General features: G+C 64.1%; 26 protein-coding genes. 16 read left to right on the top strand and 10 right to left on the bottom strand.

The window, feature by feature from the left end; genetic code table 11:
• The first annotated feature begins 3 nt into the window (after nt 1–3).
• Genes J2X62_RS08400 through J2X62_RS08415 form a run of 4 tightly spaced genes read left to right on the top strand, consistent with a single transcriptional unit; the run spans nt 4 to nt 2,580 of the window.
• A complete protein-coding gene (locus J2X62_RS08400) occupies nt 4–582 on the top strand; it encodes a TetR family transcriptional regulator (protein WP_310179670.1) in 579 nt (192 codons plus the stop codon).
• A 55-nt stretch (nt 583–637) separates the two neighbouring features.
• Entirely contained in the window at nt 638–1,123 is a 486-nt protein-coding gene (locus tag J2X62_RS08405) for a MerR family transcriptional regulator (RefSeq protein WP_310179671.1), read from the top strand.
• A complete protein-coding gene (locus J2X62_RS08410) occupies nt 1,104–2,096 on the top strand; it encodes an aldo/keto reductase (protein WP_310179672.1) in 993 nt (330 codons plus the stop codon). Before J2X62_RS08405 ends, J2X62_RS08410 begins: the two co-directional genes overlap by 20 nt.
• Nucleotide 2,097: 1 nt before the next feature.
• The gene (locus J2X62_RS08415) at nt 2,098–2,580 is read left to right on the top strand and encodes a cysteine hydrolase (RefSeq protein ID WP_310179673.1); all 483 of its coding nucleotides are present in this window, start codon (nt 2,098–2,100) and stop codon (nt 2,578–2,580) included.
• Nucleotides 2,581–2,710: 130 nt separating this feature from the next.
• On the opposite strand, the gene J2X62_RS08420 is transcribed toward J2X62_RS08415, so the two are convergent.
• The 7 genes from J2X62_RS08420 to rpsF form a co-directional block, all read right to left on the bottom strand.
• Nucleotides 2,711–2,968 carry a DUF3297 family protein gene (locus tag J2X62_RS08420; RefSeq protein WP_032367678.1) on the bottom strand — a complete coding sequence of 86 codons (258 nt, stop codon included), beginning with the start codon at nt 2,966–2,968 and terminating at the stop codon, nt 2,711–2,713.
• A gap of 89 nt (nt 2,969–3,057) precedes the next feature.
• Nucleotides 3,058–5,700: a replicative DNA helicase gene (gene dnaB, locus J2X62_RS08425; RefSeq protein ID WP_230074091.1), complete on the bottom strand. Its 2,643-nt coding sequence runs from the start codon at nt 5,698–5,700 to the stop codon at nt 3,058–3,060.
• A gap of 523 nt (nt 5,701–6,223) precedes the next feature.
• Nucleotides 6,224–8,503: a bifunctional SulP family inorganic anion transporter/carbonic anhydrase gene (locus tag J2X62_RS08430; protein ID WP_222063146.1), complete on the bottom strand. Its 2,280-nt coding sequence runs from the start codon at nt 8,501–8,503 to the stop codon at nt 6,224–6,226.
• Nucleotides 8,504–8,731: 228 nt separating this feature from the next.
• Complete coding sequence (rplI, locus tag J2X62_RS08435; protein WP_027495081.1) at nt 8,732–9,187, bottom strand: 50S ribosomal protein L9; 456 nt, start codon at nt 9,185–9,187, stop codon at nt 8,732–8,734.
• Nucleotides 9,188–9,202: 15 nt separating this feature from the next.
• The gene (rpsR, locus tag J2X62_RS08440) at nt 9,203–9,445 is read right to left on the bottom strand and encodes a 30S ribosomal protein S18 (RefSeq protein ID WP_027495080.1); all 243 of its coding nucleotides are present in this window, start codon (nt 9,443–9,445) and stop codon (nt 9,203–9,205) included.
• A gap of 42 nt (nt 9,446–9,487) precedes the next feature.
• Nucleotides 9,488–10,033: a single-stranded DNA-binding protein gene (locus J2X62_RS08445; protein ID WP_027495079.1), complete on the bottom strand. Its 546-nt coding sequence runs from the start codon at nt 10,031–10,033 to the stop codon at nt 9,488–9,490.
• Nucleotides 10,034–10,090: 57 nt separating this feature from the next.
• A complete protein-coding gene (rpsF, locus tag J2X62_RS08450) occupies nt 10,091–10,378 on the bottom strand; it encodes a 30S ribosomal protein S6 (protein WP_008711385.1) in 288 nt (95 codons plus the stop codon).
• A 161-nt stretch (nt 10,379–10,539) separates the two neighbouring features.
• Here rpsF and J2X62_RS08455 point away from each other — a divergent pair, with 161 nt between their 5' ends.
• The 3 genes from J2X62_RS08455 to J2X62_RS08465 all read left to right on the top strand — a co-directional run bounded on the left by J2X62_RS08455 (nt 10,540) and on the right by J2X62_RS08465 (nt 13,190).
• A complete protein-coding gene (locus J2X62_RS08455; RefSeq protein ID WP_310179686.1) occupies nt 10,540–11,943 on the top strand; it encodes a hypothetical protein in 1,404 nt (467 codons plus the stop codon).
• Nucleotides 11,944–11,995: 52 nt separating this feature from the next.
• A complete protein-coding gene (locus J2X62_RS08460; protein WP_048318943.1) occupies nt 11,996–12,694 on the top strand; it encodes a response regulator in 699 nt (232 codons plus the stop codon).
• Between the two features lie 151 nt (nt 12,695–12,845).
• Complete coding sequence (locus J2X62_RS08465; protein WP_032389419.1) at nt 12,846–13,190, top strand: response regulator transcription factor; 345 nt, start codon at nt 12,846–12,848, stop codon at nt 13,188–13,190.
• Between the two features lie 31 nt (nt 13,191–13,221).
• On the opposite strand, the gene J2X62_RS08470 is transcribed toward J2X62_RS08465, so the two are convergent.
• Both J2X62_RS08470 and J2X62_RS08475 read right to left on the bottom strand, forming a co-directional pair.
• On the bottom strand, nt 13,222–14,319 hold the full coding sequence (locus J2X62_RS08470) for a DUF475 domain-containing protein (protein WP_027495075.1): 1,098 nt from the start codon (nt 14,317–14,319) through the stop codon (nt 13,222–13,224).
• 125 nt (nt 14,320–14,444) lie between these two features.
• A complete protein-coding gene (locus J2X62_RS08475) occupies nt 14,445–15,020 on the bottom strand; it encodes a TerD family protein (RefSeq protein ID WP_027495074.1) in 576 nt (191 codons plus the stop codon).
• Between the two features lie 220 nt (nt 15,021–15,240).
• Here J2X62_RS08475 and J2X62_RS08480 point away from each other — a divergent pair, with 220 nt between their 5' ends.
• From J2X62_RS08480 to J2X62_RS08520, 9 genes are all read left to right on the top strand, one after another.
• Nucleotides 15,241–16,320 (top strand): hypothetical protein, encoded by a 1,080-nt coding sequence (locus J2X62_RS08480; protein WP_310180366.1) that lies wholly within the window; start codon nt 15,241–15,243, stop codon nt 16,318–16,320.
• Between the two features lie 29 nt (nt 16,321–16,349).
• Complete coding sequence (locus J2X62_RS08485) at nt 16,350–17,498, top strand: HpcH/HpaI aldolase/citrate lyase family protein (RefSeq protein WP_032382656.1); 1,149 nt, start codon at nt 16,350–16,352, stop codon at nt 17,496–17,498.
• Nucleotides 17,495–19,828, top strand: coding sequence for a phosphoribosyltransferase (locus J2X62_RS08490; RefSeq protein ID WP_310179692.1), 2,334 nt, complete (start codon nt 17,495–17,497; stop codon nt 19,826–19,828). Before J2X62_RS08485 ends, J2X62_RS08490 begins: the two co-directional genes overlap by 4 nt.
• A complete protein-coding gene (locus J2X62_RS08495) occupies nt 19,825–20,628 on the top strand; it encodes an HAD family hydrolase (protein WP_310179694.1) in 804 nt (267 codons plus the stop codon). Before J2X62_RS08490 ends, J2X62_RS08495 begins: the two co-directional genes overlap by 4 nt.
• A gap of 39 nt (nt 20,629–20,667) precedes the next feature.
• Nucleotides 20,668–22,038, top strand: coding sequence for a PPE domain-containing protein (locus J2X62_RS08500; RefSeq protein ID WP_310179696.1), 1,371 nt, complete (start codon nt 20,668–20,670; stop codon nt 22,036–22,038).
• Between the two features lie 26 nt (nt 22,039–22,064).
• Nucleotides 22,065–22,775, top strand: a complete 711-nt coding sequence (locus tag J2X62_RS08505; protein ID WP_310179698.1) for an ESX secretion-associated protein EspG — start codon at nt 22,065–22,067, stop codon at nt 22,773–22,775.
• A 105-nt stretch (nt 22,776–22,880) separates the two neighbouring features.
• Nucleotides 22,881–23,459, top strand: coding sequence for a hypothetical protein (locus J2X62_RS08510; protein WP_230591619.1), 579 nt, complete (start codon nt 22,881–22,883; stop codon nt 23,457–23,459).
• Nucleotides 23,459–23,686 (top strand): helix-turn-helix transcriptional regulator, encoded by a 228-nt coding sequence (locus J2X62_RS08515; RefSeq protein ID WP_032367670.1) that lies wholly within the window; start codon nt 23,459–23,461, stop codon nt 23,684–23,686. The genes J2X62_RS08510 and J2X62_RS08515 overlap by 1 nt, the downstream gene beginning before the upstream one ends.
• A 90-nt stretch (nt 23,687–23,776) precedes the next feature.
• Nucleotides 23,777–25,003, top strand: a complete 1,227-nt coding sequence (locus J2X62_RS08520; RefSeq protein WP_310179699.1) for a TerD family protein — start codon at nt 23,777–23,779, stop codon at nt 25,001–25,003.
• Here J2X62_RS08520 and J2X62_RS08525 read toward each other — a convergent pair.
• Nucleotides 24,978–26,426, bottom strand: coding sequence for a glycosyltransferase 87 family protein (locus J2X62_RS08525; RefSeq protein ID WP_310180369.1), 1,449 nt, complete (start codon nt 26,424–26,426; stop codon nt 24,978–24,980). The genes J2X62_RS08520 and J2X62_RS08525 overlap by 26 nt on opposite strands.
• Nucleotides 26,427–26,521: the final 95 nt, after the last annotated feature.

The raw sequence follows: 26,521 nt of genomic DNA on the forward strand, positions 1-26,521 counted from the left end.
CCCATGGCCCGTCCACTCGATCACGACAAGCGCGTCGAGCTGCTCAGCCGCGTTGTCGACTACATAGGCACTCACGGTCTCGACGATCTGACCCTTCGCCCCCTGGCCGCCGAACTTGGCACTAGCTCGCGAATGCTGATCTACTACTTTGATTCTCGCGAGAACTTGATAGTGCAGGCCTTGACCAGTCAGCGGCCGGCGTTCGCAGAAATGTTCGGCGACGTCGACACTGCCGACCAGCTCGAGAGCCGACTGCTCGAATTGTGGAAGTCGATGTCCGACGGTCACGACGCGGTCAGCTCACGAATCCTTATGCAGGTCATCGGAATTGCCTCCATCAAGTCCGGAGTCCTCGCGGACTTCGCACGCGACAGTGTTCGGGCACTGACCGACGCTTTGGCCAGTGCGATGGCGCGCTGCGGGATGGACTCGACCACGGCCTCGGTACAGGCGACAACCATGGGGGCCGGATTCCGAGGGCTACTGCTCGACCGCTTCACCACTGGGGATTCCGAACGCACCGACGCGGCCGCCGCCATGCTCTTTCGCGCTGCAGCGCGACCGTGTTTGCCAACGGTGTGATCCTCGCTGATTTCGGCTTGCGTTGGAGTGCACTCCAAGACGTAGCGTCTGGTCCATGACCGCAGCACCGCATTCACCGGCCGCGACCGACGCCGAGGACGTGAGTATCGGAATTGCCGAGATGGCCGAGTCCTCGGGGCTGACGCAGGACACGCTGCGTTGGTACGAGCGGGAGGGCCTGATACCCGAGATCCCTCGCACGGCGATGGGTCGGCGCGCGTTCAGCCCGCGACTGGTCGCACTCGTGAAACTTCTGGTTCGTCTGCGGACGACCGGGATGCCCACAGCCGATATGCGCCGATTCGTGATTCTGGTGAATCTGGGTGCGTCGACGCATCAGGAACGGATCGACATTCTGACCGCGCACCGGGTACGTGTCGAAGAGAAGCAACGTCGTCTCGCCGAAGCACGGTCGGCGCTGGAGTCGAAAATTTCGCACTACGAGGACCTGATCGCCCAGGGTCTCGACTGTGACGGTCTTGCGGCCGTCACCCCATCATTCAACGAGCACAGGAGCATTGATGTCGATTCCCACTCGTAACGTCCCGGCACTCGGACGCAATGTCGGTGCCATCGGCCTCGGTTGCATGGGTATCAGCTGGGCCTATGCCGGTGCCGACACCTCCTCGGACACTGCCGGTGCACCAATCCTTGCGCATGCACTCGAGTCGGGGATCGACTTCTTCGACACCAGCGACGCCTACGCCGCCGGACACAACGAGAGGGTCGTCGGCCGCGCTCTGGCCGGGACGGATGCCGTGATCGCCACGAAAGCCGGGCTGATCGGCAACGTCGACGGCGGAGCGCCTGTTCTGACCCGAAACGGTACGCCGAAGCACCTCGCGCAGGCCTGCGACTCGAGCCTGCGGAACCTCGGTGTGGACACCATCGATCTGTACTACCTCCATCGCGTCGACGACCAGGTGCCGATCGAGGAATCCTGGGGAGCGCTGTCCGAATTGGTTGCGGCGGGCAAGGTGCGCGCCGTGGGACTCAGCGAGGTCACCGTCGAGCAGGCACGGGTGGCCCACAGCATTCATCCGGTCTCCGCGGTGCAGTCCGAACTATCCCTGTGGACTCGAAACGCGCTGGGACAGGGCACAACACCCGACGGTGAACCTATGGGAAACATGGTGGAGTGGACGAGTGAGAACGACGCGGTGTTCGTGCCGTTCTCGCCGTTGGGTCGAGGATTTCTCACCGGTTCACTCGATACCTCCACACTTCCGGCGACCGACATGCGGTTGGCACTTCCCAGATTCTCCGGAGCTGCCGCCGAACAGAACCGATCGATCGTCCAGGTGGTGTCCGCAGTTGCATCGAGGCACGACTCCACCCCTGCCGCTGTGGCATTGGCGTGGGTACTCGCCCAGGGTCCCCACGTGATTCCCATTCCCGGCACCACCAACATCGAGCATTTCGACGCCAACCTGGCGGCACTGGAGCTTAAGCTCACCGCCGAGGATCTCACCGCGCTCGACGATGCACCCGCTGCAGTCGGAACCAGATACTGACATGCCGCGAACGGCATTAATGGAGATCGACTTTCAGCCCTGGATCATCGAGCTCGGACACGATCCCGACGCAGTGGCTCGCGCCGAATCGGTCCGTGCAGCCCAGCGCGCTACGGGCGCACTGGTGGTGTGCAGCCGCTATCTGAGCCAGGACGCTGCCGATCCTCTGCGTTCCGACCCGGAGAGCGTCGGAGCCCGCTTCCACCCGAGGATGACGCCTCGGCCGGGAGACCTCATCGCAACGAAGTTCGACCGCGACATCTGGTCCAACCCCGATCTGGATGCCCAGCTGAGACTTGTCGGGGTGGAGCACGTGGTGATCACCGGGTACCTCACGGATTTCGGGGTCCGGATTGCCGCGGAACGTGCGTGCGCACTGGGATACCGCGTCACGGTTCACTCCGATGCTTGCGCGGGATCGACCGAAGACGAGCATCAGCGAGCCCTCGAATCCATAGCGGCAGCCGGTGCCACTCTCGAGTAGTCCATGCTCGGCTGTCACCCGCGCGATATACCTACGCACCTCGACACGAAAGCCGGTGTGCCGAGAGACTATCGCGGTGGTCTGGTGACGTTGGGCCCCTAAGACGGTGGGGTCAGTGTGTCGATGTCCCCTACTTCGCGTCGCGGAAGTACGGTTCGACCGTGCCCTTGAGCTTGACGAGCATGGGGTTTCCGTAGCGATCCTTCGCGGTCGGGACCTCGACACGCACCCAACCCTCGGACACGTTGTATTCGCGAATGCTCGTCTTCTCGACGCCGTTGAAGCGAATGCCCACGTCGCGGCGAAGAACCTCTTCGTTGTAGAAGCGGCTGCTCGGATCGATCGAGAGATGATTCGGTGGAACGTCTGTGTTCTGGTCCTCGGGCATGATTACTTTCGTCGATGTGCTGCGTTGGGTGCTGGGGTCTGAACCCCATGAAGAATACGCGACCCAGCGTTGGACCAGCGCCGCTGTCCCTAGCCCCGCGCCATGTCCACGAATCGGGACAGGTGAAGCTGGTGTGCCACAGTGATTGTCGCGGTCGGACCGTTACGGTGCTTGCCGAGGATCAGGTCGGCCTCGCCGCCGCGGGGATCGTCGCGCTCGATGGCGTCGGGGCGGTGCAACAGAATCACCATATCGGCGTCCTGCTCGAGTGAGCCGGACTCACGGAGGTCCGAGACCATCGGCTTCTTGTCGGTTCGTTGCTCAGGACCACGGTTGAGCTGGCAGACCGCGACCACCGGGCATTCGAGTTCCTTGGCCAACAGCTTGAGCTGACGGGAGAAGTCCGAGACCTCCTGCTGACGGGATTCGACCTTCTTGCCGGACGACATCAGCTGAAGGTAGTCCACCACAATGAGTTTGAGGCCGTTGCGCTGCTTGAGGCGTCGCGCCTTGGCTCGAATTTCCATCATCGTCAGGTTGGGCGAATCGTCGACGAAAAGCGGTGCTTCGCTGATCTCGCTCATGCGACGGGCCAGCTTGGTCCAGTCGTCGTCGGTCATCTTTCCGGAACGCATGTCACCGAGCTTGATCTTCGCTTCCGCGGACAGCAGACGCATGACGATCTCGGTGCGACTCATCTCCAGAGAGAAGATGACACTGGGCATACCGTGCTTGATGGAGCACGAACGCATGAAATCCATCGACAGCGTGGAGTTGTGGGTCGGGATCATCGATTCGCTGGCGAGATACAGATGATCCGCGTTGTCGACCTCCACGCAACGAACAGGAACGGAATCGACTCGACGAACGTCGACGATGAACCGCGAACCCGACCGCACAGTCGATCCAGCGGCACGACGCTCCTTGTGCAGGATCTGTTTCCGGTGCAGACCGAAGACGACATCGTCCGTCGCGAACGTCAGAGTAAAAGCAGTGGACGACGCTTCGCTCCGGCCTCGGACACTCTTGGTCGACATCTGCACGCGATAGCCGAGACTGACGATCAGCTCGCGCACCCCGAGAACGAGCCGCTCGCTGGTCACCGAGAACTGAACCGAGCCGCCCCCGGTGACAGTGCCGTCCGTATCGAGCAGACCCGCAAGGAGCGCACGTCGCTGAGCTTCGGAACCGCGGAGGTAGTCGGTGGGTACGTGCTTGTTGCCCAGCACACCGATTGTCCGTAAACGCGCCTGCACGGTCCCGACCGAGTTGCGGCATGCCTGGCAGCGGCGCAGACCGGTCGTTACCTTGCCGCAGTCGACGCACGCCGGGGCAGCGACAGGAGCGGACATGAAACGTGCCTTGCCACCGCAGGATTGACCGCAGGTACGGACATTGAGCGGAAACGGCATGAATTGCTTGCCGCAGACGACACAATCCTTTGCCTCGACAACCTCGGTAGGAAGTTTGATCGAGTATCGGAGTGCGGCTTTCTCCGACGCCACCACGTGCAGGCCTTCGCCTTCGATCCTGGCGATGATTTCCGGGTCCGCGCTGGTGATCTGCGCGCAGGCCGACGTTCCATCTCCCAGCCATGCGCCGAGGGTGTACGGCGGCACCAGAAGCTCACGCTCGGGCAGCTGAACGGCCTCGGTATTGGTGACCGAGTGATTGATGCGGGCGTCCTTCGTCTCGCAGCGGACCGTGTTCGCGATTTCTTCGGTGGTACGCACAGCAGCAAAGGTCTTCTGATTGCGAGTCCGGTTGTAGTCGACCGCCGCCGCCTGCGCCGACTTACGCGACGCCCTGGTCTCCGTCAACCACTGATGCTCTGCATCCGCAACGATGACTGTGCCGTCGGAGAATTCGATTTCGTAGCACGGTCGATCGAGCATGACGTCCGTGGCCGCCACGACACGCGTCGGCATGCCATGGGCGTCGATGAGGTGGTCACCCACGGCCACCTCGCCCATCGTGGTCCAGCCATCCGGCGTGGGAAGCGGCGTGTCGAGTGACAGCGCCTTACCAACGCCGGGCCTCGCCGCAACGATGATCATCTGACCGGGGTGAAGACCGTTGGTGATTTCGTCGAGTTCGGCGAATCCCGTCGGCACGCCGAGGGAGATGCCGCCGCGGCTGGCGATGGAGTCGATTTCGTCCATCGTGGGCTGCAGCAGCTCTTCGAGGGGGAGGAAGTCCTCGGAGGTACGTCGCTCGGTGACCTCGTACACCTCTGCCTGTGCGCGGTCGACGACCTCGGCGACGTCCTGACCGTCGGCTCCGGCGTAACCGAACTGAACGATGCGGGTACCGGCTTGCACGAGCCGCCGGAGAATGGACTTCTCCGCCACGATCTCGGCGTAGTACCCGGCGTTGGCGGCGGTGGGCGTCGTCTGAGTCAGCGTGATCAGGTACGGCGGGCCGCCGATGCGCTTGAGCTCGCCGCGGCGATCCAGCTCGGCCGAGACGGTCACCGGGTCGGCGGGCTCACCGCGGCTGTAGAGGTCGAGAATGGCGTCGTAGACGTTCTGGTGTGCCGGCCGGTAGAAGTCGCCCGGACGGAGCACCTCGAGCACGTCGGCGATGGCATCCTTGCTCAGCAGCATGCCGCCCAACACGGACTGTTCGGCGGCCATGTCCTGTGGCGGCTGTCGCCCGAAGTCTTCGCCCGGACCTTCGCTGGAGGAGGAGCCGGAGTAGTCGGACTGTCCTCGATCGTCCACAACTGCCACGCGAACCGGCCGTCCTCTCCCCATAGTCCGAGCACGTCCGGATAACACCCGGACGTGCGGTCAAGCAAGTTCTACCCCCGGGCACCGACAGGTCCTGATCGGTACCGGATCCGCGCTGCCCCGGCACCGTTCGACGGCATCGAGAGAGACGCTGGAGGGACGTTAAGCGGTATCGCCAGGAGTCACAACACAGGCTGTGGATGGATCTGTGGATGAAATGTGGACGATGTTGAACAACGGTGTTGACCGTCTGGGGATAACCTGGGTATAACTTTTGGACTTTGCACCATTCCCGCACGTCAAGGCGTGTACATAAAGTTTTTTGCCTGTGCATCGTTCTGGGGGCGGCGTGTCGGCCGAATTGACAACTCGGGCGTGTTGCGTAAATGCCGAGTGAACTCCATGGTGAAGTACGTCACACCGGCTGGAAATTGGCACCGAAAAAGTCTTAATGCTGGTTTCCGAGCCGAAGGGCCCGATCCCCGTCGGGAATCGGGCCCTCGTACTTCGCTCGAACAGACCGTCAGAGATCGGCCTTCTGCGGGCACAGCGCCGGGTCGAGAACCGTGATTTCCTTCGTACCGATCTGCAGCACCCGGGCCGACGGGATGTCGAAGAAGAGACCGGTGATCCGCAGACGACCCTCCGCGTTCGCGCGTCCCACCACCCGGTGGCGGGTCAACGTCTGCAGCTGCACCGCGACATTGACCATCGCGAGCTGGTCGGCCTCGCCGAAGCCCAGCTCCGCCGCTTGACGGCCCACCGCGTGCCCACTGCGGAACGCGTCCAGGCTGGCTCTCCCGTGCCCGAGCCACTCGGCCACCGACGGGTCGGCGGCGTTCTCCGCCCCGCCGAGAATCGCCTTCATGGCACCGCAACCGGAATGGCCACACACCACGACCGACGACGTACCCACTTCGTCGACGCCGAAGGCAAGGGCTGCCTCCACCGAGCAATCCTGACCTTGGGTGGGGATCATGTTGCCGACGTTGCGCACGGTGAACAGGTCACCGGGGCCGCTACTGGTGATCGTGTTCGGCATGACGCGTGAGTCGACGCAGCAGAGGAACAGCGTGTCCGGGTCCTGAGACTCGGTCAGACCTTCCAGGTGCGGACGAATGTTGGGGGCATGAGTGCGGTGGTACTCGGCCACTCCGCTCAACACCGGACGCAGAGCAGCAGGCGAACCCTCCTGCGTGTCGTCGCTCTTGAGCTGCCACGCCCGCCACGGTGCCAACGAGCTGCGCACCGTGGCAGATCCGCGCCGCGGTGGCCCTTCGGTGGCCGCAGCCATCGACGCCGTGCCCACCTCCTCGACGCGCACGGAACCACCGGTCGCTTCGTGTTGGCGGACCCACTCGTTCAACGCGTCGTGCACAGCATGGTCGAGGAAGTCGACTCCGAGATGGACGGTGACCGACGTGCCTGCGGGCACCGTGGCCAACACACGAGTCAGTCGCGGCAGCGCGAGGAAGCTCAGCGAGCCCTCCATCGTCACCCGCCAGGTTCCGTCGACCGTTTCCTCGGCCCGAATCTTCGCCAGCACCACGCGTCGCAGAACCAGGATGATCGAGAGCGCCAGGCCGATCAGCACTCCCTCGAGCAGGTTGAGCGCGACGACACCCAGCACCGTGACTGCGTAGACAGCGATGTCACCGGTCTTGTTCGCGATCTTGATGTCGGCCAGTTTGATGAGCTGCACACCGATCATCACGAGCAACCCGGCGAGCGCCGCGAAGGGCACGAGCTCGACGATCGAGATGAACAGCACCGAGAAGATCAGGATCCACACGCCGTGCAGAATCGCCGACGCACGAGACTTGGCACCGACCTTGACGTTGGTCGCGCTACGCACGATGACGCCGGTGATCGGCAGGCCACCGATGGCACCGGAGGCCATGTTGCCCGCACCCTGCGCCATCAATTCGCGGTCGAAGTTGGTGCGCTCACCGCTGTGCATCTTGTCGACGGCCACAGCGGACAGCAGGCTCTCGACGCTGGCGATCAGCGCGATGGTGATGACACCGGTGGCGAATGCACCCCACTGACCGTCGGGCATGATCGGGAAGCTCAGAGACTCGATGAGGTTGCCCGGCAACTCGATTCGCTCGACGTCGAGCGAGAAGAAGATCGAGACCGCGGTTGCAGTGACCACTGCAACCAGTGCCGCAGGCACTTTGGAAACCTTGGCCATCACACTGGACACGCCGGCCAGTCGCGGCCACGAGAACATCAGCACGACGACGATGCCGCCGACGACGATGGACGGCCATTGGCCGTCGGCCACGGAACGCGGAATGGCGAGGAGGTTCTGCACCGCGGAGCTTTCGGACTCTCCACCGAGCAGCACGTGAATCTGTTGCAGCGCAATGGTTATACCGATGCCGGCGAGCATCGCGTGAACGACCACCGGCGAAATGGCAAGTGCACTACGAGCAATGCGGCTCATGCCCAGAAGAACCTGGACGAGGCCGGCCAACACCGTGATGGCACATGTTGTGGCCCAACCGAATTGGTTGACCAACTCGGCGACCACCACAGTCAGACCCGCAGCCGGACCACTGACCTGCAACGGCGATCCGCCGAGAATACCGGCGAGAATGCCGCCGACCACAGCGGCGATGAGGCCGGCCATGATGGGAGCGCCGGAGGCGACAGCGATACCGATCGAAAGTGGCACTGCCACAAGGAAAACGACCAGCGAGGCCGGTAGGTCGTACTTGATTATCGACCCGACCCGAGACGGCGGCTCGGATCGGGTCTTCGGACTGGGTTCTGAATCGTGCTCTGCTGTCGTTGTCACGGCAGTTCCTCCGGGCGTCTAGGCGTCAGGTCGGTCGATCGTGTTCCGGCTTGAAATGTCGCCCCCAAGTAAAGGGTACGCAAACCTCGGCCGAAGGTGGCACCGAGAGAGATCCTTCACAATTTGGAAACCGTTGTGACAGTTGAATTTTGTGAGATGGCACGAAAAAACCCCACGAACCGAAGTTCGTGGGGTTTCTCGCAGCCGTTTCGGGCCGAAAGCTGAAAATCAGCTTCCGACGACCTCCAGCTTGAACTTGGCGGTCACGTCGGGATGCAGGTTCACGACGATGTCGTGCTTGCCCGTGCTCTTGACGTGAGCCTTCGGCAGATCGATGCTGCGCTTGTCGACGACCGGTCCACCGGCAGCCTTGAGTGCAGAAGCGACGTCCGACGCGGTGACCGAGCCGAACAGCTTGCCCGAGTCGCCGGCAGTCTTGACAGACAGCGTGACGGACTCGAGGCCCTCGATGGCCTGCTTGAGCTCGTTGGCGTGCTCGAGGCCGCGAACGGCCCGAGCTTCCTGAGCGCGGCGAATGCCGTCGACCTGCTTCTGAGCTCCACGGGTGGCCTGGATGGCCAATCCGCGGGGCAGCAGGAAGTTACGGCCGTAGCCGTCCTTGACCTCTACGGTGTCGCCAGGCGCACCGAGGTTGTCCACATCAGCGGTGAGGATCAGTTTCATACCAATCGCCCCTTTCTATCGAGCCGTCGCGGCGTAAGGCAGCAGTGCTACCTCACGCGAGTTCTTCACGGCAACGGCCACGTCACGCTGATGCTGGACGCAGTTGCCGGTGACACGGCGAGCACGGATCTTTCCGCGATCGCTGACGTACTTACGCAGCAACGTCGTGTCCTTGTAATCGATCGCCGTGTTCTTTTCCTTGCAGAAGGAACACGCCTTCTTCTTGAGCACCTTGTCGCGCAATGGCGGTTTGGGCATGGGTCTTTCTCCGTTACATCTGGTTGTTCTCGATCGAAGGATCTAGAACGGTGGCTCTTCGTCTCCGCCACGTCCGCCGAAGGAGCCCGACGCCGCTGGGGCACTGCCCCAGGGATCGTCTCCACCGGAACCGGAGTTGGACGAGGAGTTCGAGCGGCCGCCGCCCGATCCGCCGGAGGAACCCGAGCCGGAGTTGAAGCCGCCTCCGCCGCCACCTCCACCGCGATTGGCCTTGTTGACCTTTGCGGTGGCGTAGCGAAGTGAAGGTCCGATCTCGTCGACTTCGAGCTCGACGACTGTCCGCTTCTCACCCTCGCGCGTCTCGTACGAACGCTGCCGCAGCCGTCCGCTCACGATCACTCGTGAGCCTCGGGTCAGGCTCTCGGCAACGTTCTCCGCTGCCTCGCGCCAAATGTTGCAGCGCATGAAGAGCGCGTCGCCGTCTTTCCATTCGTTCGTCTGACGATCGAATGTGCGCGGGGTGGATGCAACCGTGAAGTTGGCAACTGCCGCACCGGCGGGGGTGAATCGAAGTTCTGGATCAGCCGTCAAGTTTCCGATGACGGTGATGACGGTCTCGCCTGCCATGGTTCCTCTTTCAGTAGTAAGCGTTGTGAGTGCCAGCCTAGGGCCGGACACCGACAATTACTTGCCCTGTCGCAGGACCTTCGTACGCAACACGGACTCGTTGAGTCCGAGCTGACGATCCAGCTCGCTGACGGTGGCAGGCTCGGCGTTGAGGTTCACAACGGCGTAGATGCCCTCGGCATGCTTGAGGATCTCGTAAGCCAGACGACGCTTGCCCCATACATCGACCTTGTCGACGGTGCCGCCATCCTTGCGAACGACGTTGAGGAACGTATCGAGCGACGGAGCGACAGTGCGCTCGTCCAGATTGGGGTCGAGAATGACCATCAATTCGTAATGACGCATAAGACCTCATCACCTCCTGTGGACTAGTGAAAACGGCCACGGACTATCCGTGGCAGGAGGGTCGTTGCGTCAGCAACCCCTCGAAGATACACGACAGGGCCCTGACCTGCTAATTCCCTCTGGGCGCACAGTCGGGCATTCGCTCGTCATACTCTTGCACCATGCGATCCGGGGTCCGCGCCAGTCCGACGACGGTTGTCGTGGTCGTCGCGATGGCAGCAATCGGGTTGATTCTGGGATATCTGAACAAGGCCCGCTGCGCCGTCGCACCGTTCGACGAGTCCGGACGCAGCACGGTGTTCGACGTCATCAAGGACTCGTCCGTCTGCTACTCCGACATCCAGTTCCTGTGGCTCGGTCGCGATATCGACAATCACATATTTCCCTACATCCACGGGGCCATCACGAGCGATGGAATCCTCACCGGAGGGACGGTCGAGTATCCGGTTCTGAGCGGTCTGCTGATGTGGCTCGGCGCGATCCCGGCCCACACCGACGCGCAGTTCCTGTTGACCTCGGCACTGATCCTTGCGCCGTTCGGGCTTCTCACCGCTTGGATGCTCGGGCGGATGGCCGGCTGGCCGGCGCTGCTGTGGTCCATCTCCCCACCCCTGGTGATGTACGCCTTCCACAACTGGGAGCTACCGGTCGTCGCCTCTGCGGTAGGTGCGATCTTCGTCATGACATTGCCGATTGCATTGCGGCGCAAGGCAATTGTGGCTTCGGTACTGCTGGCGATCGGCTTCTGCCTCAAGATCTATCCGGGCGCGTTCGTGCTCCCGCTCATTGCCTATGTCGTCACCGGCGGAACGAACGGTCGAGAAAAACCGGAGACCATCCGTGGCCGCTACGACATACGCGGCGGCCTGCAGGTCGCCGGAGCCGCGATCGCCACCGTCGTCGCTGTCAACCTGCCGTTCGCCGTCATCGGTTACGAGGGCTGGCGCGCGTCCTTCACCTTCCAGTCGCTGCGCCAGGCGGACCTGACGACCAACTCCATCTGGTACTGGGGGCTGCGCCACTTCTACGTCAACGACCGCATGACGCCCGACGCGTACAACGACGCCGAAGCGTCGTTCCAAAAAGTCGTCGACGTGGCCTCGCCGCTACTGGTGTTCGTCGCGTTCGCGATCGCGCTGTGGCTCGGCTTCCGGCGCGCGAACGTGATCGGCACCTATCCCTGGGTCGCCGTGAGCGGGTCGATGCTGTGCGGCTTCATGCTGCTGCACAAGGTGCACTCACCCCAGTACACGCTGTGGCTGCTTCCCTTCCTCGTGTTGCTTCGGATCCCCTGGGGGATCGTCGCCGCGTACTTGATGGTCGATCTGTCGATGGGGATCGGCGTGTTCAAGTACTTCGCTGCGCTGGCCTCCGGCGTCGACGCCAACGACGAAGAATTCTTCGTCCTCGTCGGAGTCTGGGGGCGAGCGCTGCTGCTGGTGGTGCTGTTCGTGATGTTCGCCCGCGCTCGCCTGCGGTTTGCCCAGCCGGGCGAAACCGACTCGGAGTCGGTAACGTCGACTCGTTCGTCGACGACATCTGTGACGGCATCACCGAGGCACTAGAGCTTCGGGAAACAGGGCGCTGGGGAAATAGCGCGCAGAGCGGGGCGGGGACATGGCACAGGTGTCGCAATCTCAGGGAAGTACCGAGGACGGCACTGCCGCGGTACGTCGGATCGGTTTGATCGAGGACCACGAATCCGTTGCGCTCGGCCTCAAGGCCATGCTGGCGGACGAACCCGATCTCGATCTCGTGATCATGGCCTCCACCGTGGACGAATTGCTCGCCCACCGAGAGCAGCTCGACCTGGTGGTACTCGATCTGCGCCTCGGCGACGGATCGTCTCCGCGCTCGAACGTGGAACAGTTGCACGCCGCAGGATCACGAGTGCTGGTGTACACCGGTGCCGAGAACGCATTCCTGGTTCGGTCCGCGGCACGCGCGGGAGTGCTCGGCGTGGTGCGCAAGTCCGCGCCCGCATCGGCCATCGTGTCCGCGATCCGGCGAGCCGCGAGCGGCGGGCAGGTGGTCACCACGGACTGGGCCGCGGCGATCGACGGCGATCCACAACTGCCCGACGTCGGTCTGAGCCCACGTCAACGCGAGGTGCTCGCCCTCTACGCGTCGGGCGAGAAGGCAGGACGCGTCGCCCGCCTGGCCGGACTGTCGGAACAGACCGTGAACGACTACCTCGTGCGCATCCGCAACAAATACGCCGAGGCGGGGCGTCCGGCACCGACCAAAACCGATCTGTACAAACGCGCGGTCGAAGACGGCTGGCTCCCGATGCCCGAGCTCCCCTCGCAGGACTGATGACCGGTTGGAACGCGATTCATGACGCATCCTCGGAGTTGACGGTTCAAATGCCCATAGAAATCAGGGCAGCGAGTCTGTGATCGACCTGTGAGAATGAGTTGACTCAGGTTTAGACCGTCTCAACCTGCCTCGGCCCTCGGGAGAACTGATGTCCGCACTGCTCGATCCCATGCCCTCGGAACACAGCGACTCCATCTCTGCCGCACCGCTCGCTCGCGGACTGATCAGCCTGGTGCCGCCCGCTGAGCAGAGCGACAAGTTTCCCACTCGGCCCGGCCTGACCGACCGTGAGATCGAGGTACTGCTCTGCTGGATTCGCCTCGACTCCAAGACCGAGGTCGCCAAGGCGCTGTTCCTGTCGCTGGGAACCGTCAACACCCACTTGACGCGCATCCGCGCGAAATACACCTCTGTCGGACGGTCCGCCCCGACCAAGGCCGCCCTGGTGGCCCGGGCCCTGCAGGACGGACTCGTCGACATCTCGGAGCTGTAAGTCTTCGAGCTGTTGTGGTTCGAAGCGAAGGTCAGACGTGGACTTCGGTGTCCACGCCTTCGCTCTCGAGACGCTTGTTGCGTCGGATGCTGCTGATCAGTGCCGCACCGATGAAGAGGATTCCGACGAAGCCGGTGATCAGTTCGTTGATGTGAACGCCGATCGACACGAGCAGGATGATGGCCAAGGCACCGATTGCCCAGTGCGCGCCGTGCTCGAGGTACACGTAGTCCGACAACGTTCCCTTGCGAACGAGGAACACCGTGATCGAGCGAACGAACATGGCACCGATGAAGCCGAGGCCGAGCGCGATGATGATCGGGTCCGCGGTGATGGCGAAGGCTCCGATGACACCGTCGAACGAGAACGACGCGTCGAGGACCTCGAGGTAGAGGAACAGGAAGAAACCGGCCTTGCCGGTCGCCTTCGCCAGTTCGCTCGGGCCGCCGGAGGACTCTTCGCCCTCTTCCTCGATGTGGAACAGTTCGCCGAGACCGTTGACGGCAATGTAGGTGATCATGCCGAGCACGCCGGAGACCATGACGGTGGAAATCTTGTCGTCGTCAGCGAGGAATTCGGCGCTGAGCACGAGCAGCAGGCCCGCGACGACAACGGACAGCTGATCGAGGCGACCGATCCGGGCGAGAGGCTTCTCCAGCCAGCTCAGCCAGGTGATCTCGCGATCCTCGAAGATGAAGCCGAGGAAGAGCATCAGCAGGAACATGCCGCCGAAGGCTGCGATCTGCGGATGTGCGTCGGTGAGGAGCGTTTCGTAGCTCGGCGAACCGTCCGGGAAGGTCGCGGCACCGTCGGCGGGCGGGTTGAGCGCTAGGTCGATGGCGGCGACCGGACCGAGGCCCGACGCAGCCCAGACGATGACCAGCGGGAACAGCAACCGCATGCCGAACACGGCGATGACGATGCCGATGGTGAGGAAGATCTTCTGCCAGAACTCACTCATCCGTCGCAACACGGTGGCGTTGATGACGGCGTTGTCGAAGGACAGGGACACTTCGAGCACACCGAGGATGAGGACGAGAATCATCGCCTCGAGTCCGCCGTACAAGAAGGCCACGATGACGGACACGATGGTGACCGCAATCGACCAGCCGAAGATTCTCATAACCACGTCAGTGGCCTTTCTGGCTAGGAGCAGAGCCCGCAGGCGCGACCATGTTGGGGGACGAAACGGAAAAACCCCCGCCCATCATGAATGACGAGGCGGGGGTATCCCCAATCTTGGGAGTGCCTTTACTAGACGTTTACTCCGAAGTCCCGGGCGATACCTGCGAGTCCGGACGCGTAGCCCTGGCCGACTGCGCGGAACTTCCACTCCGCGCCGTTGCGGTACAACTCGCCGAAGACCATCGCGGTCTCGGTCGAGGCATCCTCGCTGAGGTCGTAGCGAGCAAGCTCGGAGTTGTCGGCCTGGTTGATGACGCGAATGAACGCGTTGCGCACCTGACCGAACGACTGCGAGCGAGCGTCCGCATCGTAGATCGACACGGGGAACGTGATGGTCTCGATCTCCGGCGGCACAGCGGCGAGATCGACCTTGATCTGCTCGTCGTCTCCGTCGCCTTCACCGGTCGTGTTGTCCCCGGTGTGCTCGATGGAGCCGTCGGGAGACTTCAAGTTGTTGAAGAACACGAAGTGCCCGTCGCTCAGGGCCTTCTTCGTCGAGTTCAATGCGATGGCGCTGGCATCGAGGTCGAAGTCGGTGCCCGTCGTCGTGCGGATGTCCCAACCGAGGCCGACCACGACCGCGGTCAGGTTCGGTGCTGCCTTGGTGAGCGAGACATTGCCACCCTTGCTGAGGCTGACGCCCATTGAGAGGTCCTTTCGCAATTGGTTTCCCGTTACGGGTACAACCGTAGTGGGAATGTCCGGTTTCTGGACGTACTCGACCAACGAGCGCGGTGATGCGGAGGTTCCCGTCGGTAGTATCGAACAGGTGACAAGTCGCTGGCCTGGGGTGTTTCGCCGAGGTTCCGAATCGGACGCCGCCGCGCGTCGTTCCCAGGACGCCGCTGTCGCCGCCTTTCTCGACATGGACAAGCGACAGTCCATCGCATCCGCCGGCGTCGAGGCATCCACCGCGCTGCGTCCGGAGGACGGACTCGCCCGCCGATGGTTCGATACCGAGAAGCTGTGTTTCGACGCGGGAGCGGCGTATCTCGCTGCCGTCGAACAGTTCGACGGAATCACCACTGCCGCCGCCAGGTCGGCATTCGACAACGCGACGCGACTGCTCCACGACGCCAGTGTCGCCGTCGACCGTTTCTACGAGGCTAATCGCAGCACTCTCGAGCACGCCTCGGCACAGTTCGCGGCCACCCCGCGCCTGGTGCAGGACGCACTGGCCGAGGCGGACGCTGCGCGGTCCACCGTCGACGAGCAGTACGCCACCTATCCATCATTGCGGCAGGCCTGGAACGAACTGGACTCCGCCACAACACAATTGAACGATGTTCGACGGGATCCGCTGCGTGCGCGAGAGCAGGCCGCCGTCGTCCGGGACAGGTCCACTGCGTTGCGCGAAGCGGTTCGCTCGGCTCCCGGACGCCAGCAGGAGGCCCGGACCGCACTGGTCTCGGTGCGGACCCGAATCGAAGCCGTACGAACGAGATCCGAGGGGATCGCGCCGGCCTTCTCGAGTTTGCTTCGCGAATTCAATGCCAAGAGCTCGGCAGATCTATCGCACAACGAACGATCGAGCACACGCCACATCGAACAGGCCGACGAGGATCTGCGAGCGGCCCGTTCGGCGCTCGACACGGGCAACCCCGAGCAGGCCTTGGATCTCGTCGCCCAGGCCCGGTCGCACCTGACCGATGCCGAGCACCTGGTCGATGCCGTCACCGATCGTGTTCGCCTGCTGCGCGCAGTCAAAGCCGATCCGAGCGAGACCGAGAACAAGGTCCGGTTCAAACTTCGTGACGCTCAACAACTCGCGATCAATCGTGGTCTGGTTGCCGAATGGGGCTCGGTGCTGGATGCTCAGCTCGCCCGGATCGACAGGGCGAGCAACGCACTGACGGGTACCCATCCCGACTACTGGTCATATCTGCAGGATCTGGCTACCATTTCGGACTTCATCGCAGGCGTGATCGAACGCATGCGCAGCTAGCACCGACCGCATTCACACGAAGGATCATGGTGCAACACTTTCGCCATCTCGACGCCGACACCCGCGAACGCATGTTCTTCCTGCAACCGGAGGACATCGCGGTCAGTGACGGAAACAACGTCGTAGCAACAGCACTCGGTGCGACGCTGTACATTCCCGCGACCCGTGCGGACCTGACCGCGACGGTGCACAAGCGCACCGACGAGGGCGTTCGATCGATCGTGATCGATCTCGAAGATGCAGTCGCAGATCATGATCTGCAGTACGCGGTGGAGAACACCATCCGAACTCTGAACGAACTCTCGGGTTCGAATGCACTGGTGTTCGTCCGAGCCCGCACGGCCCAACAGATTCGGACGGTCTGCGCCGGTCTGACTCCTGGGGCCGCTGGACTTGCCGGATTCGTCGTACCGAAGTTCACCTCGGCAACCGGAGCCGAGTACCTCGACGAGATTCTCGCCGCGTCCACCGCGCACGACACCCGCTTGTTGGCGATGCCGGTTCTCGAGTCGGCCGAGGTGGTCCACCGCGAAACACGCGACACCGAACTCGTTGCCATCCGAGAACTACTGGGAAAATACCGAGACATCGTGCTGGCAGTCCGCATCGGAGCCACCGACATGTGCGGCACCTTCGGCATTCGCCGCGACCGTGACCTGACGATCTACGACGTCCGCGTCGTAGCCGACGTGATCAGCGCGATCGTCAATCATCTGGGCCGCAACGACGGATCGGGATTCGTCATCACCGGGCCGGTGTGGGAGTACTTCGCAGACCACGAACGCATGTTCCGGCCATTGCTGCGCCAGACGCCGTTCGTCGACCAGGAGGCCGTGCGCTTCCGGCAGCAACTGGTCAGCAGCGACTTGGACGCACTGCTGCGCGAGGTCGCCCTCGACCGCGCCAACGGTATCCAGGGCAAGACGGTCATCCATCCATCCCACGTTCCTGCCGTGCACGCATTGTCCGCAGTGACGCACGAGGAATACCACGACGCCCTCGACATTCTGGCCTCCGACCAGGGCGGCGCGCAGGCCTCCGGATACCGGAACAAGATGAACGAGCTGGGACCACATCGCAATTGGGCGAAACAGACGATGGTTCGCGCCCGGGCATTCGGGGTCACCAACGAAGGGATCACGTTCGTGGACCTCCTGACGGCGCTGGCTCAGCGATGACCGACAACCCGGCCGACGGCATCGTCCTGACCGACACCGGCTCCTCGTCGTCGTGGACGGCACGACAACTGGTGCGTCCCGGCCTACGTCGCAATCCCCGACGGGCACACCTGTTGGTGTCCACTGTGCTCGGCAAACACATACCCGTGGATCCGGACGTCGTCATCGGTGCCGGCGATGAATTGGCCAGCCTGGTCGCTGCGGCGGTCGGCGGCTCCGACGTCGATGTTCTCGGATTCGCGGAGACGGCAACGGGATTGGGTCACACGGTGGCAACCGCCCTCGATGCGCGCTGCTATGTGCACTCGACCCGCCGCACGGTACCGGGCATGACGGTGCACGGTGAGTTCGAGGAAGGGCACTCGCACGCCACCGACCATCTGCTGATGCCGACCTCGGCGGACCTGCTCGGCGGCGAACTACCCCTCGTTCTCGTCGACGACGAGATCTCGACCGGAGCCACCGCGCTCGATGCGCTCCGCCAGATCCATTCCACGGCTGCGCGTTCCCACTACGTCATCGCATCCCTGGTGGACATGCGTACCGCCGAGCATCTCGACGCGACCGCAGCAACGGCCGCCGAACTGGGCGTCGTGATCGACAACGTCAGCCTCGCTCAGGGATCGGTCGAGCTGGAACCCGGGCTCGTGGAGACGGTTCTGAGCCTCCCCGATCCGACGTTCAATCCGGTTGCTACACAACCCGGTTCGGTACGCCGCATCGACGCGCCCTGGCCCGCAGCTCTACCCGAGGGCGGCCGCCACGGCTTCCTCAGGTCCGATGCGGCCGGGTTCGCCGACGCGATCGAAGCAGTCGCGGCCACCGTCGACGCGTCGCTCCCCGACTCGGGTGCCGTCGTGGTCGTCGGGCACGAGGAGCTGATGTACCTGCCGTTACGCCTGGCGGCAGCGCTGCAACGACGCGGACACAGCGCACTGTTCCAGACGACCACCCGCTCGCCCGCCTACGTACTCGACGTGGCGGGCTACCCACTGCGCCGGGGCTTCGAATTCGCAGCGCCCGAGGACGAATCCTCTGTGCGCTACCTCTACAACGCCGACGCGCCGGCCGACTCGACCCTGGTGTTCGTCGCCGATGCCCCCGCGGATACCGACGCACTCACCGCCGCGGCGGAGACACTCGCGGCGGCGGGCACCGACGTGCTGGTCGTGGTCGTGACCGGTGCCGATCCGCAGGCGCTCGAGATCGCCAGGCGCGCCCGTCCGCTGCGTGGGCCCGAGTTCGGCTCGTACGCGCCGGACGAGGTGACCTGGCTACTGAAAGACCTGTCGGACGTCTCGCTGGAAGCAGCAACGGCGGAGCGCGAGAGGGCGATTCAGGCCGGCACGGCGCACTATGCCGAATCGCTGCCGGTCGAATACCAACCCGATCTTGCGTATCGCGAACTGTTCGAGAAGGTACTGCACGACAGTGCGGCGCGGCTCGCGGTCGCCGTTGGAACCGTCACCGAGGTGGTGCTCGCCGAGCGCGGACACGACATCGTGCTCGCATCACTGGCGCGGGCCGGTACTCCGGTGGGAATTCTGATGCGGCGCTGGGCTTTCGCCGCCCACGGCATCGAGATACCGCACTACGCCGTCTCGATCGTGCGTGATCGGGGTATCGACAGCGTCGCTCTGCGCTACCTCGCCGAGCACCACGATTCACGCTCGGTGGTGTTCGTGGACGGCTGGACCGGCAAAGGTGCCATCGCACGCGAACTCACAGCGGCACTACGCGACTTCCCTGGGGCGGACTTCGACGACGATCTGGCCGTGCTCGCCGATCCCGGACACTGCGCTCGCACCTACGGCACCCGAGACGACTTTCTCATTGCGTCGGCCTGCCTGAATTCGACCGTCTCGGGACTCGTTTCGCGAACAGTCCTCAACGACAGTCTCATCCGGCCGGGTGACTTCCACGGCGCGAAGTACTACTCGGACCTCGCCCCCGACGATGTCTCACGGCATCTACTCGACGCGGTGGCAGCTCGATTCGACGACGTGCGTGACGAGGTCGCGGAGACGGTGTCGTCGGTGCTCGCGTCCGACAGAACTCCCACCTGGTCGGGATGGGCATCGGTGGAGAAGGTCCGCCAGGAGTACGGCATCTCGCACGTCAACTTCGTCAAGCCCGGTGTCGGCGAGACCACGCGGGTGCTGCTACGCCGAGTACCGTGGCGCGTGTTGGTGCGCGACGCGAATGCTCCGGAGCACCAACATATTCGGATGCTCGCCGAAGCCAGGGGAGTACCGGTCGACGTGGTACCCGACCTCGCCTACTCGTGCATGGGTCTGATCAAGAACGTCTCGACCGAGGATGCCTCGTGAGCGCCCTCGTCGCCGTCGACCTCGATCGCACGATGATCTTCTCCGAAGGCGCGCTCGGTGTGCCCCTGGACGAGACGTTCGAGTGCGTGGAGATGTACGAGGGTAAACCGTTGTCGTACATGAGCATTCGGTCGATGTCGCTGCTCCGCGGGTTGAGCGAGAGCGTCACCGTGGTTCCGACGACGACGCGAACCATCGAACAGTTCCGGCGTATCGACCTGCCGGGTGCCCCGTGGCGGTACGCCATCACCAGCAACGGTGGCAACATTCTCGTCGACGGTGAGCCGGATACGGCCTGGCGCAAGGGCTTCGATCTGGACCTGGCCGGCGTCGGCGCAGAGTTGAGATCGAGGGTCTCCGAGGACTGGGTGCTCAAGTACCGGGAGGCCGACGGCCTGTTCTGCTACCTCGTCGTCGACGTCACCGCCGTCCCGCCGGACTTCGTCTCGGACTGGTCGCAGTGGTGCGCGGCACGCGACTGGAACGTCTCCCAGCAGGGTCGCAAAATCTACACGATGCCCAACGCGGTGTGCAAGAGCTCCGCCGTGGCCGAGGTCCGTGCCAGGCTGGTTCAGGACGGTTCCCTGGATGCCGAGGCCGGCGTGTTCGCTGCCGGTGACGGCGCACTCGACGCCGAGATGCTCATGGCCGCCGACGAGGCCGTTCGACCGCGGCACGGCGAGCTCGAATTGCTGGGGTTCACCCGGCCCGGGTTGACCGTCACCGATTTCTCCGGCGTGCGGGCCAGCGAGGAAATTCTCGAGTGGCTGCGGAACCGAACCACCGCGCACCGCGTCTAACACTTCGTCGGGGGGACAGGCGCGTGGCAAGGGGTGGGCATGGCGAATCCGTACGAGGAACTCGAAGCGACGATCGACGGGATAGTCACCAACATATTCGTGACCCCGGTGGGGCCCGAGCTCGTCGGCACCATGCTCGGGGAGGCGTTCGAGAAAGCGAACGGGGCATTCGACTACCGCGGTGACTACGAACCCAACGAAGTGACGATCACCGAACCGTTCGAGGTGATGTCACACGAGGACATCGCGGGCATGGTCGGGTCGTTGGCCATCGGTCCCATTGCGACTTCGTCGAAGAACTGGAACGACCTCTCGGCCGCCGCCGGCTCCGGATCCGACGGCTTCCGAACGGGAATCGAGGCGGCCATGGCGTCGGGCTGGTCCGGGCCGATGTCCGACGCCGTGCGCGGCGGCGTGGGCGATTACGTCTCGTCCGCGTCCGCGCTGGCCACGTCGATGAGTCTGATCGGGAACAAGCTGCTCGAAGCGCACGCAGGATTCGAGCAGACCAAGTCGAGAATGCCGCCGGTGGTCGCGTCCGAGGCCAGCACCCTGATCGGTTCCCTGCTCCCCGTTCCCTTCGCCACGAAAACGGCGACGGCAGTGCAGGAGGAACAGCAGAACGAAGCGCGTCGGATCATGCGATCGGTGTACGTACCGGGCGTGGTGCTGTCGGACACCAACGTTCCGGTGCTGCCGACGGCGCACAATCCCGTCGACGGCGGAGGCGGTGGTTCCACCGGCGGCTGGGCAGGCGGTTTCCCGGCAGGCAGTTTCCCGGCCGCCAGTGGGAGCGGCGGTGCGACGTCCGGTGGGGGCGCAGGCTCGGCAGGAACCGTCGATCCCGCAGCGCAGTCGGCTACGCAGCAGACCGATGCCGGCACCGCGACGCCTGGGCAATCGGACACCGGGCAACCGGGTTCGAGTCCATCCGGACCGCTGCCGCCTGCAGATCGATCCGGGGAAACCCGGGCCGCCGCAGCCGGTGGCCCCGGAAATGCTCCCGGGGGACTCGGAAGCAACGTGGGAGGCGGCGGTTCCTCGGGGACAGGCTCCCCGGGTGCCGGCTACGGCGGCTCGGGCTACAACGGCTCCAACTACGGCGGCTCGGGCTACAACGGATCCGGTGGCGGTGTGGGTTCCGGTGCAGGTTTCGGCGGCTCTGTTCTCGGGTCTCCGATCGGTTCCGGCGGTTCCAGCGGCGGCCCGGGCGGCGCGAGTGCGGCGGCGGCCGGTCGAGCAGGGGCTCACGGTATGCCCGGAGTGGGCGGTATGGGCGCGGCGGGAGGTCGTGGCACCGGCGACAACGACGGAGAACACACCACCCCCGGCTATTTGATCGACGTCGGCAACGGCAGCGAACTGATCGGCGACCTGCCACTCGTCGCACCCCCTGTGCTCGGCGGCTGACGGTGACGCAGTGGACCGTGCGGGGCATGGATTTCGCGATGCTCTGCAGTCGTTTCGGACGGGATCGGCTGCCCTACCCTCTGGCCGTCACCGTCGACGTCGATACCGAGGGTCAGCTCCGACAGCTGCGGCGCGAAGCGTCGGCGAGGATCGACGCGCTGGTGGACGAGCGGCTCGAGGCAGCCATCGGAGTGGTGGTCGACCCCGCTGTGCGCATCGAATGCCGAAGCGACACCCACGATCTCGGGCAGAGCCCGGTGCGCGTTCATGCAGCGGTGACCCATGATTTCGCGGTTGTCCTCACCCAACGCCCCGGGCCGGACTGTTCGGTCACGATCGACACGGTGACCCCGGCATCTGCCCCCGTACGGATCGCCGAGTCCGTGCCGACCGTGCAGGCCGGACGCCGTGCGGCCGCCACCCTCGAACATCCCTGCACTGCAACCACATCGAGCGGAGCAATCCTGTCCACGGCCACTCGAAACGCGACTGCGGACGAGAAATTCGAGGCGTTCTTCGCCCGACCGCGATCGGCAGTCGGCGAGGTGATCGTCGCGCGCGGCGCCACCTACGACCACCGCCGCGATACCGATGCCGTCTCGTTCTTCTGGATGGACTTCGACGGGGACGGCCGCTACCTCGTTCGGTCCCACGCGTCGATCGACGTCGTGCCCGCCGATTCCACCCGATTCGTCGCCGAAATCGGGCGACAGTTGGAGTCGGCCTTACGCCGATGACACAGCCCACCCCTTGACACCGTATCGATTTTCGATAGGTTATCGATATTCGTTGTTATCGACTATCGATATGGAGGCGGCGGGATGGCATACGGACTGGGTTCCATGAGGACCAACAAGTGGGCGATGGTGTTCTACGGAGCACTGGCCGTGGGCTGGACCGGCTGGAAGATGTGGAAATACCACTCCTCGGACTACGTCCTTGCCACGGTCGAACCCGAGTGGAACACCCCGCCGGTGGAGTTGTTCGGAGGCCAGTTGCAACCGGGGAACTCGGTCGAGCTGAGCGTCCCGAAAGCCGAAATCGTACGACTGCTGGGCTTCATCGACGTGATGCGCTACGGATCCCTCGCCGTCGGACTGGTGATCATCCTGGTGGGCCTGCTGTTCTTCTACCGCTTCTGCGATCGCGTCATCGCCGGGAATCCCTTCACCAACGCCGCACGCACCGACGTCGTAGTGATCGGCGCGTGCATTCTCGCCTACCCCATCATCACTGGGTTCATGAACATGCTGGGCACCAACAGCGTCGTCGGTGCGCTCGAGCTGAGCGGGACCGTGGACACCGCTCGACCGGCCACCGGTCTCTGGATCGCAATCTTCGTGTCCACGTTCCTGCAATTCGTCTACGCCACCATCGCCCAGGGCTCCAAGCTCGCTCGTGATGCCGATGGTCTGGTCTGATGGCCGAGGAGTTGGTCGACCATCTCGTCGTGTGTCATCTCGGCGAGATCCTCGAAGCCCGCGGCATGACGCTCGCCGAACTGTCGCGTCTGGCGGGGGTCAGCGTCGTGAATCTGTCGGTACTCAAGAACGACCGCGCCAAGGCCATCCGATTCTCCACCTTGACCGCCGTATGCCGGGTGCTCGGCTGCACCCCTGGCGACCTGTTCACCCTCCGCCAGATCTGACCGACAGGCCTTCGCGGTCACATCAGTCGGACAAATCGACCAAGTACATTGGATGACGGTAACCAGCACTTCGAGAGAGAGTCCACCACATTGTCTGCTCCGGCCGGTCAACCGTTGTCCAAGGGTCAGAACGGCCCCCTCACCGTCGGCGACGTCGTCGTGTCCATCGCCCTGGCGGTGCCGGCCGACCTGTCTGCACTTCTGGTCACCGACGCCGGAAAGGTGCGCACGGACGCCGATTTCGTGTTCTTCAATCAGCCGACCGGCCCCGGCGTCCGCCTCGAACCCGGGCAGGGCGGGCCGGCTCGGCTCGCCGTCTCGCTCGGCGCCGTTCCGTCCGACATCGAGCAGATCCGTGCGGTCATCACCCTCGACGACGCGTCGAGCAACTTCGGCCGATCTGCACCCCCGGTCGCGCGAGTCAGCGACACAGCGGGAAATGTGTTGTACGAGTACACGATCGACGGCTTGAGCTCCGAATCCATCGTCATTGCGCTGGAGATCTACCGCCGCCAGGGGAGCTGGAAAGTGCGCGCCGTGGGGCAGGGCTACGCGGGTGGTTTCGCTGCGTTGGTGACCGATCACGGTGTCTCCGTGGACGACGCGCCGGCTCCCACCCCGCCCCCTGCACCGCCGACGCCACCCGCCCCGGCCGCCCCGGCCGCGCCTCCCGCAGCCCCTCCCGCCCCGGTTCGCTCCGAGGCTCCGGAAGTCAGCCTCACCAAGTCCAAGCCCGTCAGTCTGTCCAAGGGCCAGAAGGTCACTCTCCGCAAGGACGGCGGCGTGGCCCTGACGGTGATTCGCATGGGCCTCGGCTGGGACCCGGTGACGACCCCGAAGAAGGGTGGACTGTTCGGCGGCGGAGGCCGTGCGGCGAACATCGACCTGGACGCGTCGGCAATCATGCTGGCAGATCGCAACGTCAACGATGTGGTGTACTACGGCCAGCTCAACGCCAAGGACGGGTCGATCACCCATAAGGGAGACAACCTGACCGGTGAGGGCGAGGGCGACGACGAGGTCATCGTCGTCGATCTGACGCGAGTACCCCAGCACGTCACCGGCATCGTCTTCACGGTCACCTCGTACCGCGGCCAGACGTTCGAGCAGGTCGCCAATGCGTTCTGCCGGCTGGTCGACAACACCACCAACACCGAACTCGCCCGCTTCACCCTGCAGGGCGGCATGCCGTTCACGGGATTGGTGATGGCAAAGGTCTACCGCCAGGGCAGTGAATGGAAGCTACAGGCCATCGGCGACGGCATCCAGGCCAAGCACGCCGGTGAAGCCGTCAAGCAGCTCGGCCGCTATATGTGACCGCACGCCGACCGGTTCGATCTGCAGCGCCGTCGAGCACGCCACCGAGCGGGTCGACGGCGCTGCCGTTTCGAATGAGATCCTCCGACGGCCGGTAGATCTGCCGAACGATCAACGCGCACAGGCCGATCACTGCGATATCGCGCACGACCACGGTGGCGGTGAACCACTGTTCGGGCAGACCCTTGTTGTCCACGCCCAGGTAGTAGTACATCCGGGGGAACCAGACGAACGCGTCGATTGCCATCCACGCCAACAGGGTTCGACGATGCGGTAGAGCCAGCACCGCGAGAGGGACCAGCCACAACGAGTACTGGGGACTCCACACCTTGTTGGTCAGCAGGAACCCGGCCACCACCAGAAACACCAACTGGGCCAGCCTCGGCCGGGTCGGAGCCGTCGTACCGATGTAGGCGATCAGCGCACACACGACGGCGAAGAGCAGCAGCGTGACTGCGTTGAGAACCATCGGCTTGTCCCCCGGATAGAGGGGGCCGTCGAAGCCCGTCCATCCGGTGAAGGAAGTGACGACGTTGTACAGCGAATCGGGGTCGGCTCCGCGCTCGGAGTTGAGCCGGAAGAACTCGTACCACCCCGTCGGATACAGCAGAGCCAGTGGAAGATTGACCGCAAGCCAGGCCCCGAGGGCAGCCGCTGCGGTCAGCCCCCACTCGCGCATGCGGCCCGCCCGCCAGCACAACACCAGCAGCGGTCCGAGGAACAGCAACGGGTAGAGCTTGGTGGCGCCGCCGAGGCCGAGTAGTACACCGGCCAGTACGGGCCGCTTCTTGGCCCAGGCCAGCAGACCGGTGAGCGCGAATGCCGTTGCGAGAGCGTCGAAGTTGGTGAATCCATGCACGATCACCAGCGGTGAGGCAGCCACCAGGGCAGCGTCCCAGATGCGTCGCCCCGCCGAGATCGCCGTCGCCCACACGGTGACCAGCCACGCGACGGCCAATCCCAGAGCAACGACGTTGAAGTAGACGACCACAGGCAGGGCTTGCGGCAGGAAACTCAGTGAGTTCCATGCCTTTCCGACGACCATCGAGCCGTACTGGTACAGGCCGGCAATGACCGGGTACTCCATGTACCGGATCTGACTCGACCCGTCGGCCTTGGTTTCTTCCCAGGACTTCTTGTACGGAAACGCACCTTGGTCGAGCCGCTCGGCACCGTAGAGCGGCACGGTGTCCGAGTAGCACATCGCCACGTACTGGCGACTGCCGCTCCAGTCGAGACCGAGTTCACCGTTCGGACCCACCGGTGCCTGTTGAATGCACGCCGCCTTGGCGAACCAACCGAAGCAGAGAAAGACCACCGCGAGCAACAGGATGACCCGCAGCGCAGTGAACCACCGTTGCCGACCGACCAGAGCGTGCGCGCCCACCGGCCCGCCGATGACCGAGGACAGTTCCTCGGTCATCGGATCGGTACGGCTGGGTGCGTCACGGTCCGTTGCACTCGCCGTGTCCAGGCGACCAGGACTGGCAAGGGTTCTGCCCTTGCGCTCGGGTTCGG

Origin of the sequence: Rhodococcus sp. 3258, from assembly GCF_031456475.1 — a bacterium.
Taxonomy (GTDB): Bacteria; Actinomycetota; Actinomycetes; order Mycobacteriales; family Mycobacteriaceae; genus Rhodococcoides; species Rhodococcoides fascians.